Raw genomic sequence first — 13,889 nt, 5'->3', positions numbered from 1 at the left:
ATGCTTTAAAACTGTTTAAAAGCCAGAAACATTGTCTTATCAATGTTTCTGGCTTTTTTATTTTTTCCTCTATTGTTTGGACAAAGAAGGCCATATAGATGTTATCTATTTTAGCGATATATTATGACTCCAGTAAATGATGCATTGGAAGGAGCATGAGTCCCTACTTTACATAGATAGAATATTTCACACCTTTGTCTAGCCAAACGTCGGTACTCTCAGGTTTATTGCCTTTTGATCCGTCAACATAAAATCTTTGTACTGAATTAGATGGTGAAGCATTTCTTCTAACTTCACATAAAGAATCTATATTATCTTTAGACGCACTTCCAGAATAAGTACATGTGAATTTCATATACTTACCATTTCCGGTGAATTCAATTTCTGAGAAAAACAAAAGTGCTGTTAATGCTACAACTAATATTTAGGATTATCCTTTTCCTTTATTTTTTGGTATAATATATATAATTTAACAAATTTCACGTGTAATCCCTTCTCTATCTGAAAAAAGGAGTATTTTTCATAATTAATATTTATTTTTTAAGGTCAAAACAAGCCACAGCTGATATAGGTGCTTGGTTAGGAGAGATACGTCATTATGCATTTGGAACAAATTTGAAGTTTCCTTGTACTATATAGATGAACTATTGCATTTATCATATGATAAATAAAGAATTGTGAAAAAATATTTGATAGTGCTATTTAGTTTTATTTTGAAAGTAATTAAGTTGGTATTTTAGACTAAGTAAAGAGGGGAAACAAAGTGGATTTATATAATATTTTGGTAGATATAAGTAAGTACTTGAGGGTTCCAGGTATTCTTGTATCTCTAATTTTTTTAGGAAGAATTATCAAACCAGTTTCATTTATTTCTGCAGGGATAATTGAACAGAGGATGTTTTCAAAAGATAAATTGTTTCTCTTAAGAGTCAGTAAACATTTAATTTACACATTTTATTGTATTTTATTTTTTATTTCGATTGCAACGTTAGAATTTGAACCATCATTATGTATTGTCTATTTTTCAATTTTACTCGCGGTCATAATTTTGTGTAATATTATTCTAATTAATACGGGTGAAATAAAGGGTAAAATTTTAGAAAAGATCCAAGAAAAACATTGGCTAAGAGCATTACATATTATATTATTATTCATTTTTATTATATTGGTATTTCAATCTCTCTACTACATATTATTAACAGTGGTTAAAAACGGAACCTATAACGATATGGATTTAATAATATTAATTATTATGATATTTGTTTTTACATCGTTACTCCCTTCTTTAAGAGGTCAAATTTCAAAATTTATGAATATTTCGAATGAAAAAAATGCATATTGGAGATGTCAAGAATATCAAAAGTGGTATCTTTTGCATGCGATAAATAAAGATACAGTTCTCTTAGGAGATAAAAGTAATTATAAACTGTGTAGTCAAGTTAAAATAATGAAATTAGAAGATTTATATAATGAAACACTCTATATTGAATAAAAAATAAGTCCAAGACGAATAGCATGTGGATACTGATCAATACCTTTTATGGGTGTTGGTTGGTGTCCGTTTTTTATTTTTCGGAAGGGAGCAACAACATGAAGAAGGAAAAGCCGAAAACGACCGCAGGACATTACAGAAAGAGAGATATATGAGCTCATGGTGTATAAAACATGTAGCGGTTAAAAAGAGTCAAAGGCGGGGCCATGCGCAGAAATGAGCCTCAGGCAAAGGAATTATTATAGTGTTAAAAATAAAGCATATTATAGACTGGCCTTTGCTTTGAGAGAAGAAGTGTACAGGCAGGGGGATAATAAACCATGAATTTTGTTTAGCCAATAATGGATCTTGATCAGATCCATTATATAAAGAAATATCTTGGAGAGAGGAACAAACGAAATCTGCTGCTTTTTGTGGCCGGAATCAATTTAGGCTTGAGAATATCTGATCTTCTTCAATTACGTGTCCAAGATGTTAAGAAACAATATGTGTCTTTAAGGGAGAAGAAGACAGGCAAAGAAAAAAGAATCAAGATAAACAAGACACTTCGGAAAGCACTAGATCAATATATTAAAGATCGTGATGATCAAGAGTATGTATTTAGAAGCAGAGAGGGACTAAACAAGCCCATCAGTCGCAGCAGTGCATACAATATATTGAGAGAGGCAGCGGAGTATGTTGGCCTCGATAGCATAGGGACACATACACTAAGGAAAACGTTTGGTTACTGGCATTATAAGAGGATGTGGCCTTGCTGCAAGAAATATTCAACCACTCAAGCCCAGGTATTACTTTGAGATATATTGGAATCACGCAAGACACAATGGATAGAACAAAGGACGATTTTGGCTTATAGACTCATCTGTTCAACTGGCAGGTGGGTCTTTTTTTGTGCTTTTTTTCATCAACTAACTATAATGAGAAAATGTCCAACTCATTTTAAGGAATTGGCTGAAAAGCAAGAGGGACAAAGGATTCAGCGATTCCCTGAGTTAGACACAATAATAGATATGGTGAATTGGTGGATTTTGTGGATAAATGAATAGCTTGGTTATATAATGAAATTAAAAAAAAGATTGGGGATATATGGTGATAAGTAAAAAAATAGGCATTGCACATTTTGTGTACAATATAATTATTGCAATCTTACTCATTACATTTATATTAGTATTATCATTTGGAGATAAGGAGGATGCTGGAAATCAGATTAATGTAATGGCGACTGGAATTTCTATAATTTTAGCGGTAATAGCTATTTTAATGACTTTAGTAGACGTAGCTGGTCAAAGGCAGTCTATCATTGATATTAAAGAGACTTCCGAGAAATTAACAATAACCCAAGAAAAATCTCAGGAAACATTAATTAGAACAATAAAAGCATTTGAAGAGTTGAGCGGATTTAAAGAAGAATTGCTAGACTCTGTGGCAACATATAAAAATGGAACAGAAGGTTTGATAAAAAACCTTTCAGAGGAACTTACAAAAAAAGAAACCGTGAGTAGAACAGAAATAGAAGAAGTTTTAAAACAGTTTAATGAAAAGTCTTCTCATCTAGATTCAAAGGTGAAACATTTAACTAAGGCAGAATTAAGTTATAGACCTTCAACTTCCTTTACTGTTGAGAGACAAATTTCGAACCAGCTATTCTTAGTAACTATAAATTCTTTATATCCTCATCGAGAACAAGTTCCATTGTCAGAACTCAAAGCTGATTTACAGAGTATTAATCCACATTATTTCAATAAAATTATATTAAAGGAGTTAATTATGGATTTAAAAATCCAGAATTTCATATTTAGGGATGATGAAGGAAAAGAAGTGTTTTTAGCACATGAATTTAAAAAAGAGAATAATAAAAATTAAAAATGGCACATTTTTGGCACGGTTTTGGCAAAGTATTTTGTCTGAGAGCGGTTATGATGGTATTAGGTGATAAATTGAGAGCGGCTTCTATTAGAGGGCGCTTTTCGTACGACAAAATTCGCAAATAGTTCCATATTCTTATTCCCTGTCGATAATAAGTGGGAGGTGAGAAAATGGAGAAAAAAGCATTTGAAAAATATATTGATAAATATAAAGAGGAATTTAATGAACCTTATTTGGTCAGCAAAGTACAAAAAAGTAAAGTCGGGTGAAGCATTCGCGATTGATAGATCGTTTCAGTCAATGAGACAAAAATGTACAAGCTGAAATCAGGCCATTACATTACAACTGCTTCAAAATATGTTGAAGTAAAGCAGAAGTAAAAGAAAGCCCTTCCGACACGGAGGGGCTTTTCATTGGTATTCATCGCTGTCAAATTCCCATAATTTTTGACCGTCTACTAAATATACAGCCTTAGGTGGATCATCATAAAGGGAAATTTCCACATAAGAATTTCCTTCTTGTATTACCCAATCACATACTCTTCCTTCATTATAAGTAGGGTGGGCAATGATGTCCTTGACAATAAAGGCAACTGCGTAATATTCTGTATAATTTATATCATCGTCTTCTAGCCCATTATCTGTTTCATAGAGTGCATCTGGTTTTCCGATAATCTGTAATCCGTTTTTCCATTCTAATCGCAATTCGTTGGCACCATATTTATTTAATATTTTGATTAAAGAGTTATATCCCAAGAGTATCAATCCTTTTTTATGGTATTGGTTTTGTTGGAACTATGTGAGCACCATCTTTTGAGTAATGTATTGTTCCTCTATTGGTTTCTATATATTTTCCAGTTTCTAAGTCATATGCTTTACCTATTTTGTGATCAAACTTAACAACTTCTCTTCCTTTTGATGGGATGTGTCCTGTACCAGCATATTTATCAAGCAATTCTTGTGCTTTTTTATTGTCCCCGTAAAAGATGCTTTTTTTCTTTCCATTAGCTATCTCCTGTTTATAGTTAGGTGCATCAGGAATATGTTTTTCTTGAGCGCCTGGTTTTACTTTTACAGGGAAACCATTTACTTCACGATACGGACCTTTTGGTACGGAGTGTTTGCCGAAGGAAGGTGTTTTGACAATCTTCTTGGCTACTTTCTCTCCTTTCGTTACTTTAAATACGTATTTTCCAACTTTAGCGATTTTAGCTCCTGGTATCATGTACAAGCTTGATACTAGACGGTCCATGTCAGCGACTTTGTCACCTGTGACAGGGTCTCTCCCTGTGATGACTCGAATGGCATCATTTATTCCTGTAAATTCAACCGCTGTATTTAAGATGTTTGAGGTTTGTTTCAAGTCGGAAATCTTTGTGATGCTTTCAATCTTCACTTTGTTTTGATCCGATATTCGTAACCGATAGAGCATTCCATCTCGAATAACGTCAACTGTTTTGGCATTTGCGAAGTCAATCTTTTCATTTGTATTATATACTTTTCCATTTACGAACACGGCGTCTTGATTGATTTTATTAGACGGTTTCCTATTTAAAATCGTATCCACATTTGATCGCTCTTTATCATTCAGCTTCTTCAGCATGATCATCATTGGGTTTTCTTTAGGGTTGTCTATTTTTTCATTCAATCCGCTGATGTTGCTGCTGATTTTTTCTTCTTTTCCATCTTTGAAGATAGAGCCTTTTTGATAACTAGTAATTTCAATTTTCGGGCCAGTGAACATCTTGCTTAAAGTATCTATGTATTGCTTCATTGTGTGAAGGGAATTTTTTGTTTCATTTAGTGCACTTGTTTGTTCTCTGTCAAATGCATGAAGTAGACCAATGGTTTTGGACGTCTCAAGCCATGCCTTTTGATAGCTTTGTTGGAAAGTAGATTCGTCTACATGAGGCAAATGCTCAATATGGCTGACCCTGCTGAGCGCTTGATTCACCTGGGATACAATATCAGAAATGGTCCGTTCGGCTTTTTTTAACCCTTGGTCAAGTTCTTGTTCAATGAATGATTGAGAGATAAAACCATTCGGGTTTGATTCAAAAGCATGAAGTGCATGTTTTGTCTTTTTTAGCGCACCACTGTATTCTTCAATGACGATCTGAAAGAATTGCAAAAAGGGAATGTGACACTCCATATAAAAATCTTTTATCGCTTGTCCAGCTTCTCCCTTTAATGAGCCATCTAAGAAGATGATTTGATTGATTTGTTTTTCTAGGGACTTAACATTATGTGATTGCTGCTTCAACTTGTTCAACGTTTGGTCAATTCCATTCTTCAACTCAAAGACATCAAGGGTTTTCATTCCGTTCTCCTTTACTTTCTGTTAGTACTCGAAGCAATTAAGCGTCCACATAAAGAAAGGGAGCTGCATAAACGACAGCTCCCAAGATGAGGAGTTAATTTTTCTTTTTTCTGTAGTCTTTTACTAAGCTTGAAACAACTAAACCCATCACACTAAAAGCCACAAGATAAAATAAAACATTTGTTACAGGTGTATCAATTTTCCCTAAGATCATCACAAGGGCAATAATAGCGCCGGGTAAAGTAATTAATAACATTTTGGATGGCGTGCTTTGCTGTGACATTTAATGACCTCCTGATCGATCCATTAAATAGATATTTTAGTTGATTTTAACATATGGAGATTGTGCGAACAACATAAGGGGGATAGCAATCTACTTTAAGAGCGGACAAATGAAACTTACTGATTTTATGGAAATAATTTCAATTAAACCTTTTATGTAATAAAATGTATATGATTTATACAAAGGAGTGAGATGGCGGTGAAGCATTTTTTAACGGCAATCGTAGTGGCTATCATTGTGGGGATCATTGTATATGTTGCAAATGATCGTTTAAGCATGTTTCCGTTGATGCTGATTTTAGCGGTTGCGATCTATATCGTAAGCAGGATTAGCGAAGCATTGATTAAGAAATACTCAAAAGAAAATAGTTAATAGCACAGCCCTCCATTGGAAGGGCATTTTTAAATTAACCTTCCTAATGAAAAAGGCATTGTAAAGCGGTAAATATGCAAAAGAGAGAATATTCTTTCTCCAACTAAAAAAAGTAAGGTGTATAGTAGAAGGAGAAGATGAATTGAGTTTTAAGTAAGAACTTGCATTATGGACGAGAATGGAGATGAAGCTTAACTCGTTACAGCTTTTTTATCGATGGATTAAATGGGGGAAAATACATAATGCCAAACACCCCAGAAAAACAATGAAAGGAATGATCACTTGTACAACATCAATCCAACACACCTGTTATATAGAAATAGAGAGACAAGCAGTCAAGAGGGTCATCAATTATTTGCTAAACAGTTAGGCTATATCGAGATCACGGGCGGTCATATCGTTGCCTGTGATCCTTTTGATTCAGATGGGGACCAATCGTTTACGAGGAAAGTTACTCTAGGAAAATATCCTATTATACTGGTAGTTAAGCGTTTGGAAAGCGGAGACGAACGAGTAGCCTATGCAATGATCAAGTTTCCAAACGAGCAAGCAATAAAATGGGAGCTTGCCACAAGAGCAGGACAGGATCTCAAAAATTTGAAAGAAGACGAGTTTTTCGGTTACGGTGTGAATACGGGAATGGGCTGTTTCATGGATGCGGAGGCAGCACTATATCTTCAAGCTTATGAGGATAAGCGATATAAAGAGGACAATGTTTTTTATCTTTATGAGGAATTTGCAGAAGCGCTTGAGCAAAACTACAAGCACACATGGGACTGGCTCGTCACCCGTTTTCATGACAAGGTGGACATTGCCGTGTTTACCACAGGCTTCGGTGACGGGATGTATCCAAGCTTTGGGGGCTAGATGAAAACGGAGAACCCGCTTGCCTTTTAACGGATTTTCTAATAATGGACTGATGAGAAACTCATGAAATCATGGGTTTTTTTATTGTTCTTTGATTATAGACTTAGACAGTTTTTGATTGAACCTATTATTTAAGCGACTCTTTAGTAAGTCACTTTTCCGATGCTTTTTTCTATTAATTTCTCTTTAAAAAGATCAATTATTCTATAAAAATAAAAAAACGCTCCGATAATGAAGAAGTAAGATAATGAAAAGGGAGTGTTATTTTTGAAAAAATGGATCGTCATGATGTTACTAGTAATCCTTTCATTCACGCAGTCAATTCAAATGGTACATGCGGCTAAGGATGAATGGAATCAATTAGCTGATTTGCCAACAGCAAGAGTGGGAGCTGTAGCTAATGCTGTAGATGGGAAAATTTATGTAATTGGTGGGTTTAATTCGGACAAAGAAACGTTAGAATATGATCCATCTATAAATAAATGGACTAAAAAAAATAATATACCAACTGGAAGAGGGGGAGCAGCATCAGTAGTAGTAGGTTCAAAAATTTATGTCCTTGCTGGAAAACATACGGGTTTTACTTATAATAAGTTCGAAGTGTATGATACAAAAAAAGATGAATGGGAAGCACTACCTGATATTCCCTTTATTAGCAAATCAAAAGGCTCTTATAACGTTCAAGCGGGTGTTATTGGAAATAAAATTTATGTACTAGGCGGTAAAGAATTTTTTAGTTATGATCTAACCAGTCAAACATGGAAAGAGGAAGCTCCTCTAAATGTTAAAAATGAAGGCGCAATTGGCCTAGTATTAGACGATAAATTTTATATATTTGGAAAAAATGATAAAGGTGAAGTTTTTGAATATAATGCATCAAAGGAAGTCTGGTCTGTCAAGAAAAAAGGATTTGTTAAAGGGTATCTAAGTGGTGTTACTTATAAAAATAACATGGTATTTCCTGCTGCTTCACCAAGAGATTTATTTGTGTATGATACTGAACAAGAAGGATTAGTCAGAATAGAAGTACCTTATCATAATATGCGTATAGGAGCTTCAACAGTAGTTATTGATGATACATTATACCTTATAGGTGGTAGAGATTATAATGCGAATTATACAGAGATTGCAGATCAAAACTACAAATCCGTCATCTCTTTATCTTTAAAAGACCTGCAATTTCCAAACAACACTGAAACACCCGGTGACAAAGATCCAGAACCGACAACACCACCAAAAGACGATTCTACAAATCCAGGCGACAAAGACCAAGAACCAACCACACCGCCTAAAGACGATGCAACAAATGAAGATGGCGATGCTCTCCTCATCATCACAATGGTCAATGGCTTACAGAAAGAGTATGACCTCTCCATGAAAGAAGTCAACGCTTTCCTATCATGGTACAAAAAGCGTGATGCAGGAGAAGGACCAGGGTTTTATGAAATTGACGAGCATGACAACAATAAAGGTCCCTTTGAAAGTAAAAAGGATTATGTGGTGTTCAAAAACATTCTCATGTTCGAAGTCAATAAATATAAGAAGTAATTGAAATCAAAGCCATCTAGGCAAACTAGGTGGCTTTTGTTTTATTCGACAGCTTTCACCAATTTTAAGGCAAATTTAAGCTCGAATTTCATTTCAAATACATTAAATCTTTGTTACAATAAGACAGCTTTGCTCAAAAGAGACGTTCTAAGGTTCGACATTTTTTTAGCATTTTCTTAAAAATTTATGTTTTGATATGAAACTCTTTTAATGATTCATGCGTCTCTATAAGTGTCAAAAGAAAAGAGGTTATCAATATGCTATTCAAAAAGCTATCAGAAAATAAGTCTGTAAAATGGATAGGATATACAAGCTTTTACTTACTTATTTTGCTATTATTGTTCTTTATTTACGGATTCCATACAGCAAATACGGGATCATTCATTTACAACGATTTTTAATTGGAGATTAAACTATGAAACTATTACACACGATTCATGAATACCAACAAACGAAACCAACACAGCCAGCATTTGTTTCTCAACATGCTTCGATCACATATGATGAGCTTTGGCATCTATCAGACCAAATGGCTGGTGCAATCGATGCGGTCGCTACAGATAGTGCACCTGTCATTGTATACGGTCATATGGAGCCAGAGATGCTGATTTCTTTTTTAGGCAGTGTGAAATCAGGTAGACCATACATTCCGGTCGACATTTCAATCCCTGCAGAGCGTATCGTCTCAATTATTGAAAGCTCAAAAGCCAGTCTATTGATTTGTGCAAATGAGCAGAATGTACTAGATGTAGAAGAGCACATTGAAGTGAAGAGTGCGGCATCGCTTTTAGCTCTTGAAAAAGAAGCACCGCCATCATCGCAGTGGGTTCAACAGGATGATGTGTTTTACATCATTTATACGTCTGGCAGTACCGGAAAACCGAAAGGCGTTCAGGTAACAGCCAATAATTTAGAAAGCTTTACAGAGTGGATGTGTAGAGACTTCCCAATTGGTGAGGGGCGCACGTTCTTAAATCAAGCACCGTTTTCTTTTGACTTATCAGTGATGGATTTGTATCCAGCGCTTCAATCAGGCGGCACGCTTTACTGTTTAGTGAAAGATCTTGTGAATAAGCCGAAGGATATGTTTGCAGCACTTGGTCAATCTGACGTTGAAGTGTGGACATCAACACCTTCCTTTGTGCAAATGTGCTTAATGGATCCTTCCTTTACAGGGGAGCTTTTACCAGAGTTGAAAATTTTCTTGTTCTGCGGAGAGGCACTTCCTGTATCTGTAGCAAGTGCACTCCTTGAGCGTTTTCCAAAGGCGCAGATCTTTAATACGTATGGTCCGACTGAAGCAACTGTTGCGATTACATCGATTGAAGTCACGCAGGCCATTCTTGATCAGCACGATTCCTTACCAGTCGGCTATGCGAAGCCTGATACAGATATCGTCATTTTAGATGAAGAAGGCAAGAGCCTTCCTGATGGTGAAAAAGGGGAAATTGTCATCGTGGGGCCAAGCGTCACGAGAGGCTACTTAGGTGAACAAGCCTTAACGGAGAAAGTATTTTTTGAATACGAAGGGCGCCCTGCATACCGCACAGGTGACGCAGGTGTGGCGCAGGATGGTTTGATTACGTGCCACGGTCGTCTGGACTATCAAATAAAGCTGCACGGATACCGGATGGAGCTTGAAGAAATTGAATATCATGTGAGCGAGACAACGTATGTCAATGCTTGTGTGATTGTGCCGTTCCAGCCAAACGGTCATGTGGAGTACTTGATTGCAGCCATTGTTCCAGCAGCGCATTCTTTTGAAAAAGAATATCAGCTGACAAGTGCAATTAAGAAAGAAATGGCGGATTCACTGCCTGCGTACATGATTCCAAGAAAGTTTGTCTATCTTGAGCAGCTATACATGACGCCAAACGGGAAGGTTGACCGTAAAAGAATCGCGAAAGAGGTTCTTCTATGATTCCGTTTAGTTCATTCTTTTTCTTCATTCTAATTGGTGTTCTTCTTTTGCCGACGATCATTCTTGGTCTACGCGGCAAAAGAATGCAGGGCTACAACATGTTTGCAACGGTTGTGGCACTCGCGCTTATTTTCTCAAAGGATGCACATGGCGCGCTGCTTCTCTTCTTATTTACAGTGTGGCAAGTCTTGATCATCCGGTTGTACCTTTCGTACCGGTTGAAAGCGAACAGGGCGTCTGTCTTCTATATGGCAGTGGTTGCATCGATTTTGCCGCTTGTACTATCAAAGGTTTTACCGTTCTTTTTAACTCATCAGCCGCATCAACCGCCGCCAATGAACTGGTTGAGCTTTTTAGGGATCTCGTACTTAACATTTAAAGGTGTTCAGTTAATTATCGAGACAAGAGACGGCTTGATTAAGAAGAAAATTCCAATTCATCGTTTGGTCTATTTCATTGTCTTTTTCCCGACGATTTCATCAGGTCCGATTGATCGTTACCGCCGGTTTGAAAAGGATATGGATACGCCGCCTGAAAAGGAAGCGTACAGTGATCTTTTATACGCGGGTATTCATAAAATTTTTATCGGCTTCTTATATAAGTTCATTATTGGTTATTTGATTCACACGTATATTCTGATGAATATTCATCACATTAGCAGCAGTCACTTTGTTCAACAGTTAACGTATATGTATGCGTACAGTATGTATTTGTTCTTTGACTTTGCTGGTTATACAGCGTTCGCTGTTGGTGTGAGTTATATCATGGGCATTAAATCACCAGAAAACTTTAACAAACCGTTTATCAGCCGGAATATTAAAGACTTCTGGAATCGCTGGCACATGTCCTTGTCCTTCTGGTTCAGAGACTACGTGTTTATGAGATTTGTGTTCTTTATGACAAAAAAGAAGTGGATCAAGAACCGTATGGCTGTATCAAATATTGGGTACTTTGTCCTCTTTCTATTGATGGGTGCTTGGCATGGTCTAGCACTTCAATATATTATTTACGGACTATATCACGCAGTTGTGATGTCCGGTTACAATTTATTTGAGAAATGGAATAAAAAACACAAGTGGTGGCCGGATAACAAGGTCACAATGGTTGTGTCGATCATTATTACATTCCATGTGATTTGTTTCGGATTTTACATTTTTTCAGGAAAACCATTTCATCATTAATGATTAAGGGAGTAGAAAATTATGGAATTTAAAAATCAAGTATACGGTATTATTGCAGAGGTTTGTCAGGACGACGTTGTAAAAGAAAATCCAGAGATTGCAATTTTTGACGAAGGTCTTTTAGATTCATTTGGTACAGTAGAATTACTTATGGCTATCGAAAGTCAACTTGGAATTACTGTTCCGATTACAGAGTTTGATCGTGATGTGTGGGATACACCGAATCACATTGCTGAGCAGCTGGCAGAGATGAAGTAATGAAAAAGCGTTTTTTTGGGCCGCTTATTTTAGCGGCTGTTCTATTCATTGGTGTTCTTCTTGTACCAAATGCATGGCTCTCACATCTGATCCCAAAAGACAAATTACAAAAGTCAGCCACAGAATTAGATCCGGGGATGTTCCAAGGGCTTTATTTACAAGATGAAATGCTAAAAGATCCAACTTATTTGCCGATCTATGGATCTTCTGAACTATCACGTTTTGATCCATATCACCCTTCGAATTTCTTTCATGAGAATCCTCAAGGGTTTACACCTTATCTTATTGGAAAAGGTGGATCTCAATCATTAATTCATGCGATGAACTTTGCAGCGCACATGGATGAATTAAAAGGGAAGAAGCTTGTATTTATCGTGTCTCCGCAGTGGTTTGTAAAGTGGGGATCAGACGAGAATCACTTTGCACCGAACTATTCAGCGCTTCAAGCGCTTAATCTCGCTTATAATAAAGAAATTGAACCAGCTGTGAAAAAAGAACTGATCAAGAGAATCATGACGTTTAAAGCAGTAAAGAACGACATGGTCATCACAGAGCTTTTTAAAGCAGAGCTTTCTGGGAACAAATTCGCTTATGGCGCGATTTCTCCTATTGCCAAAATGTATTATGGCATGCTTCAAAAGAAAGACATGTACTATACCATTGGATCGGGGCATGAACGTAAGCTTCAACCGTCTCCTTCAGTCAAAGGAAAAACATGGACTGAGCTTGAAAAAGAAGCGAGCGTTTTTGGTGCGAAAAGAGCAGGGGACAACCCGTTTTATATTAATCAAAAACTGTTTGACCGCAAGCTGAAACCGATCATGAAAAAGATGAAGGATTCCCGTGAAGATCACTCTTATGCGGAATCACCAGAGTACAAAGATTTTCAAATCATGCTGGATATTTTAAAACAGGCAGGGGCGAAGCCTTTGTTTGTGACGATTCCTGTTAACGGGAAATGGTATGATTATACTGGTTTCCCAAAAGAGGGGCGCACAGAGTATTATGAGAAAATCAATCGTCAAATTCGCGATAATGGGTATGAAGTTGCAGATTTGACTAAGCATGAGTACGATCCTTATTTCTTTAAAGATACGATTCATGTGTCTTATAAAGGATGGGTGTACATCGATAAGGCAATCGAAAAGTTTTACAAAGAGCAGTAGAATGCAGCAGCTTTCTGCTGCTTTTTGTTTGTCGAATTGGCAGATATCTTGTATAACGAATGGAAAAGGGCTATGCTGTAGATGGAGGCGATATGATGAATCGTTCTGAGAAAAAAGAACTATTGAAGCGTTCGAAAAAGCATTTTAATGATCATGCCTTTTGGGAAAAGTTAAAAAAGACGGCACAAAAAGCTGGTGTCTCTCTTGTCTATGCTGTGCTATTACTTTACTATACATTGCAAAAACCTGAAGTACCTGTCAAAGCAAAAACCCTTATTATTGGGGCGCTCGGATACTTTATCCTTCCAATTGACCTTATTCCCGATACATTGATTGGTGTCGGCTATACAGATGATTTAGGCGCGATCACATTTGCTCTGATTCAAGTAGCGGTCTACATTGATGATGATGTGAAAGGAAAAGCGAAGGACAGGCTGTCAAAATGGTTTGGTGAAAAAACCGATACGTCTCTGATTGATCAAAAACTTGAAGATGGCGGGATGCCGTCTGCATAAAGAAAAGCCTCCACAGCTGGAGGCTTCAGACCGTAGACAAACCCCACCTTTACTTCAAGTAAAAGTGGGGTTTTCACATTTTTTTGATAAAAACATCATGT

14 protein-coding genes and 2 pseudogenes are annotated in these 13,889 nt (G+C 36.5%); 13 read left to right on the top strand and 3 right to left on the bottom strand.

Annotated elements, in window-relative coordinates; all coding sequences use genetic code 11:
- Nucleotides 1-763 precede the first annotated feature (763 nt).
- The 4 genes and pseudogenes from SB660_RS16915 (at nucleotide 764) to SB660_RS16900 (ending at nucleotide 3,355) form a co-directional block, all read left to right on the top strand.
- Entirely contained in the window at nucleotides 764-1,492 is a 729-nt protein-coding gene (locus SB660_RS16915) for a hypothetical protein (RefSeq protein ID WP_410583459.1), read from the top strand.
- Between the two features lie 213 nt (nucleotides 1,493-1,705).
- Nucleotides 1,706-1,816: pseudogene (locus SB660_RS16910) on the top strand (ArpU family phage packaging/lysis transcriptional regulator); the annotation flags it as partial.
- Nucleotides 1,817-1,833: 17 nt separating this feature from the next.
- Nucleotides 1,834-2,348 (top strand): annotated as a pseudogene (locus tag SB660_RS16905) (site-specific integrase).
- Nucleotides 2,349-2,581: 233 nt separating this feature from the next.
- Entirely contained in the window at nucleotides 2,582-3,355 is a 774-nt protein-coding gene (locus tag SB660_RS16900) for a hypothetical protein (protein WP_410583457.1), read from the top strand.
- A 413-nt stretch (nucleotides 3,356-3,768) separates the two neighbouring features.
- On the opposite strand, the gene SB660_RS16895 is transcribed toward SB660_RS16900, so the two are convergent.
- The 3 genes from SB660_RS16895 to SB660_RS16885 all read right to left on the bottom strand — a co-directional run bounded on the left by SB660_RS16895 (nucleotide 3,769) and on the right by SB660_RS16885 (nucleotide 5,960).
- Nucleotides 3,769-4,113, bottom strand: coding sequence for a hypothetical protein (locus tag SB660_RS16895; protein WP_328699197.1), 345 nt, complete (start codon nucleotides 4,111-4,113; stop codon nucleotides 3,769-3,771).
- Nucleotides 4,114-4,129: 16 nt separating this feature from the next.
- On the bottom strand, nucleotides 4,130-5,677 hold the full coding sequence (locus SB660_RS16890; RefSeq protein WP_410583455.1) for a T7SS effector LXG polymorphic toxin: 1,548 nt from the start codon (nucleotides 5,675-5,677) through the stop codon (nucleotides 4,130-4,132).
- Nucleotides 5,678-5,771: 94 nt separating this feature from the next.
- A complete protein-coding gene (locus SB660_RS16885; RefSeq protein ID WP_019744112.1) occupies nucleotides 5,772-5,960 on the bottom strand; it encodes a hypothetical protein in 189 nt (62 codons plus the stop codon).
- Between the two features lie 192 nt (nucleotides 5,961-6,152).
- Here SB660_RS16885 and SB660_RS16880 point away from each other — a divergent pair, with 192 nt between their 5' ends.
- From SB660_RS16880 to SB660_RS16840, 9 genes are all read left to right on the top strand, one after another.
- On the top strand, nucleotides 6,153-6,332 hold the full coding sequence (locus tag SB660_RS16880; protein WP_339163374.1) for a hypothetical protein: 180 nt from the start codon (nucleotides 6,153-6,155) through the stop codon (nucleotides 6,330-6,332).
- 282 nt (nucleotides 6,333-6,614) lie between these two features.
- Nucleotides 6,615-7,199 (top strand): DUF4241 domain-containing protein, encoded by a 585-nt coding sequence (locus SB660_RS16875; RefSeq protein ID WP_410583453.1) that lies wholly within the window; start codon nucleotides 6,615-6,617, stop codon nucleotides 7,197-7,199.
- A 267-nt stretch (nucleotides 7,200-7,466) separates the two neighbouring features.
- A complete protein-coding gene (locus SB660_RS16870) occupies nucleotides 7,467-8,747 on the top strand; it encodes a Kelch repeat-containing protein (protein ID WP_410583451.1) in 1,281 nt (426 codons plus the stop codon).
- A gap of 251 nt (nucleotides 8,748-8,998) precedes the next feature.
- A complete protein-coding gene (locus tag SB660_RS16865) occupies nucleotides 8,999-9,148 on the top strand; it encodes a teichoic acid D-Ala incorporation-associated protein DltX (RefSeq protein WP_024427820.1) in 150 nt (49 codons plus the stop codon).
- Nucleotides 9,149-9,162: 14 nt separating this feature from the next.
- Nucleotides 9,163-10,668 (top strand): D-alanine--poly(phosphoribitol) ligase subunit DltA, encoded by a 1,506-nt coding sequence (gene dltA / locus SB660_RS16860; protein WP_410583449.1) that lies wholly within the window; start codon nucleotides 9,163-9,165, stop codon nucleotides 10,666-10,668.
- On the top strand, nucleotides 10,665-11,849 hold the full coding sequence (dltB, locus tag SB660_RS16855) for a D-alanyl-lipoteichoic acid biosynthesis protein DltB (protein ID WP_058014512.1): 1,185 nt from the start codon (nucleotides 10,665-10,667) through the stop codon (nucleotides 11,847-11,849). Before dltA ends, dltB begins: the two co-directional genes overlap by 4 nt.
- 21 nt (nucleotides 11,850-11,870) lie before the next feature.
- Complete coding sequence (gene dltC, locus SB660_RS16850) at nucleotides 11,871-12,107, top strand: D-alanine--poly(phosphoribitol) ligase subunit 2 (protein ID WP_003216498.1); 237 nt, start codon at nucleotides 11,871-11,873, stop codon at nucleotides 12,105-12,107.
- Nucleotides 12,107-13,273 (top strand): D-alanyl-lipoteichoic acid biosynthesis protein DltD, encoded by a 1,167-nt coding sequence (dltD, locus tag SB660_RS16845; RefSeq protein ID WP_061408854.1) that lies wholly within the window; start codon nucleotides 12,107-12,109, stop codon nucleotides 13,271-13,273. Before dltC ends, dltD begins: the two co-directional genes overlap by 1 nt.
- A 95-nt stretch (nucleotides 13,274-13,368) precedes the next feature.
- Nucleotides 13,369-13,788 carry a YkvA family protein gene (locus tag SB660_RS16840; protein ID WP_058014514.1) on the top strand — a complete coding sequence of 140 codons (420 nt, stop codon included), beginning with the start codon at nucleotides 13,369-13,371 and terminating at the stop codon, nucleotides 13,786-13,788.
- The last annotated feature ends 101 nt before the right edge of the window (nucleotides 13,789-13,889 follow it).

The sequence above is a fragment of the Bacillus sp. SIMBA_005 genome, assembly GCF_046535585.1.
Lineage (GTDB): Bacteria > Bacillota > Bacilli > Bacillales > Bacillaceae > Bacillus > Bacillus pumilus.
This window is presented reverse-complemented; position numbering and strand designations above follow the sequence as displayed.

What these genes read in the sequence shown, in the direction of transcription:
- SB660_RS16890 (WP_410583455.1), bottom strand. Translation starts at nt 5,677, where the DNA reads ATGAAAACCCTTGATGTCTTTGAGTTGAAGAATGGAATTGACCAAACG.
- SB660_RS16885 (WP_019744112.1), bottom strand. Translation starts at nt 5,960, where the DNA reads ATGTCACAGCAAAGCACGCCATCCAAAATGTTATTAATTACTTTACCC.
- SB660_RS16880 (WP_339163374.1), top strand. Translation starts at nt 6,153, where the DNA reads ATGGCGGTGAAGCATTTTTTAACGGCAATCGTAGTGGCTATCATTGTG.
- dltA (WP_410583449.1), top strand. Translation starts at nt 9,163, where the DNA reads ATGAAACTATTACACACGATTCATGAATACCAACAAACGAAACCAACA.
- dltB (WP_058014512.1), top strand. Translation starts at nt 10,665, where the DNA reads ATGATTCCGTTTAGTTCATTCTTTTTCTTCATTCTAATTGGTGTTCTT.
- dltC (WP_003216498.1), top strand. Translation starts at nt 11,871, where the DNA reads ATGGAATTTAAAAATCAAGTATACGGTATTATTGCAGAGGTTTGTCAG.
- dltD (WP_061408854.1), top strand. Translation starts at nt 12,107, where the DNA reads ATGAAAAAGCGTTTTTTTGGGCCGCTTATTTTAGCGGCTGTTCTATTC.
- SB660_RS16840 (WP_058014514.1), top strand. Translation starts at nt 13,369, where the DNA reads ATGAATCGTTCTGAGAAAAAAGAACTATTGAAGCGTTCGAAAAAGCAT.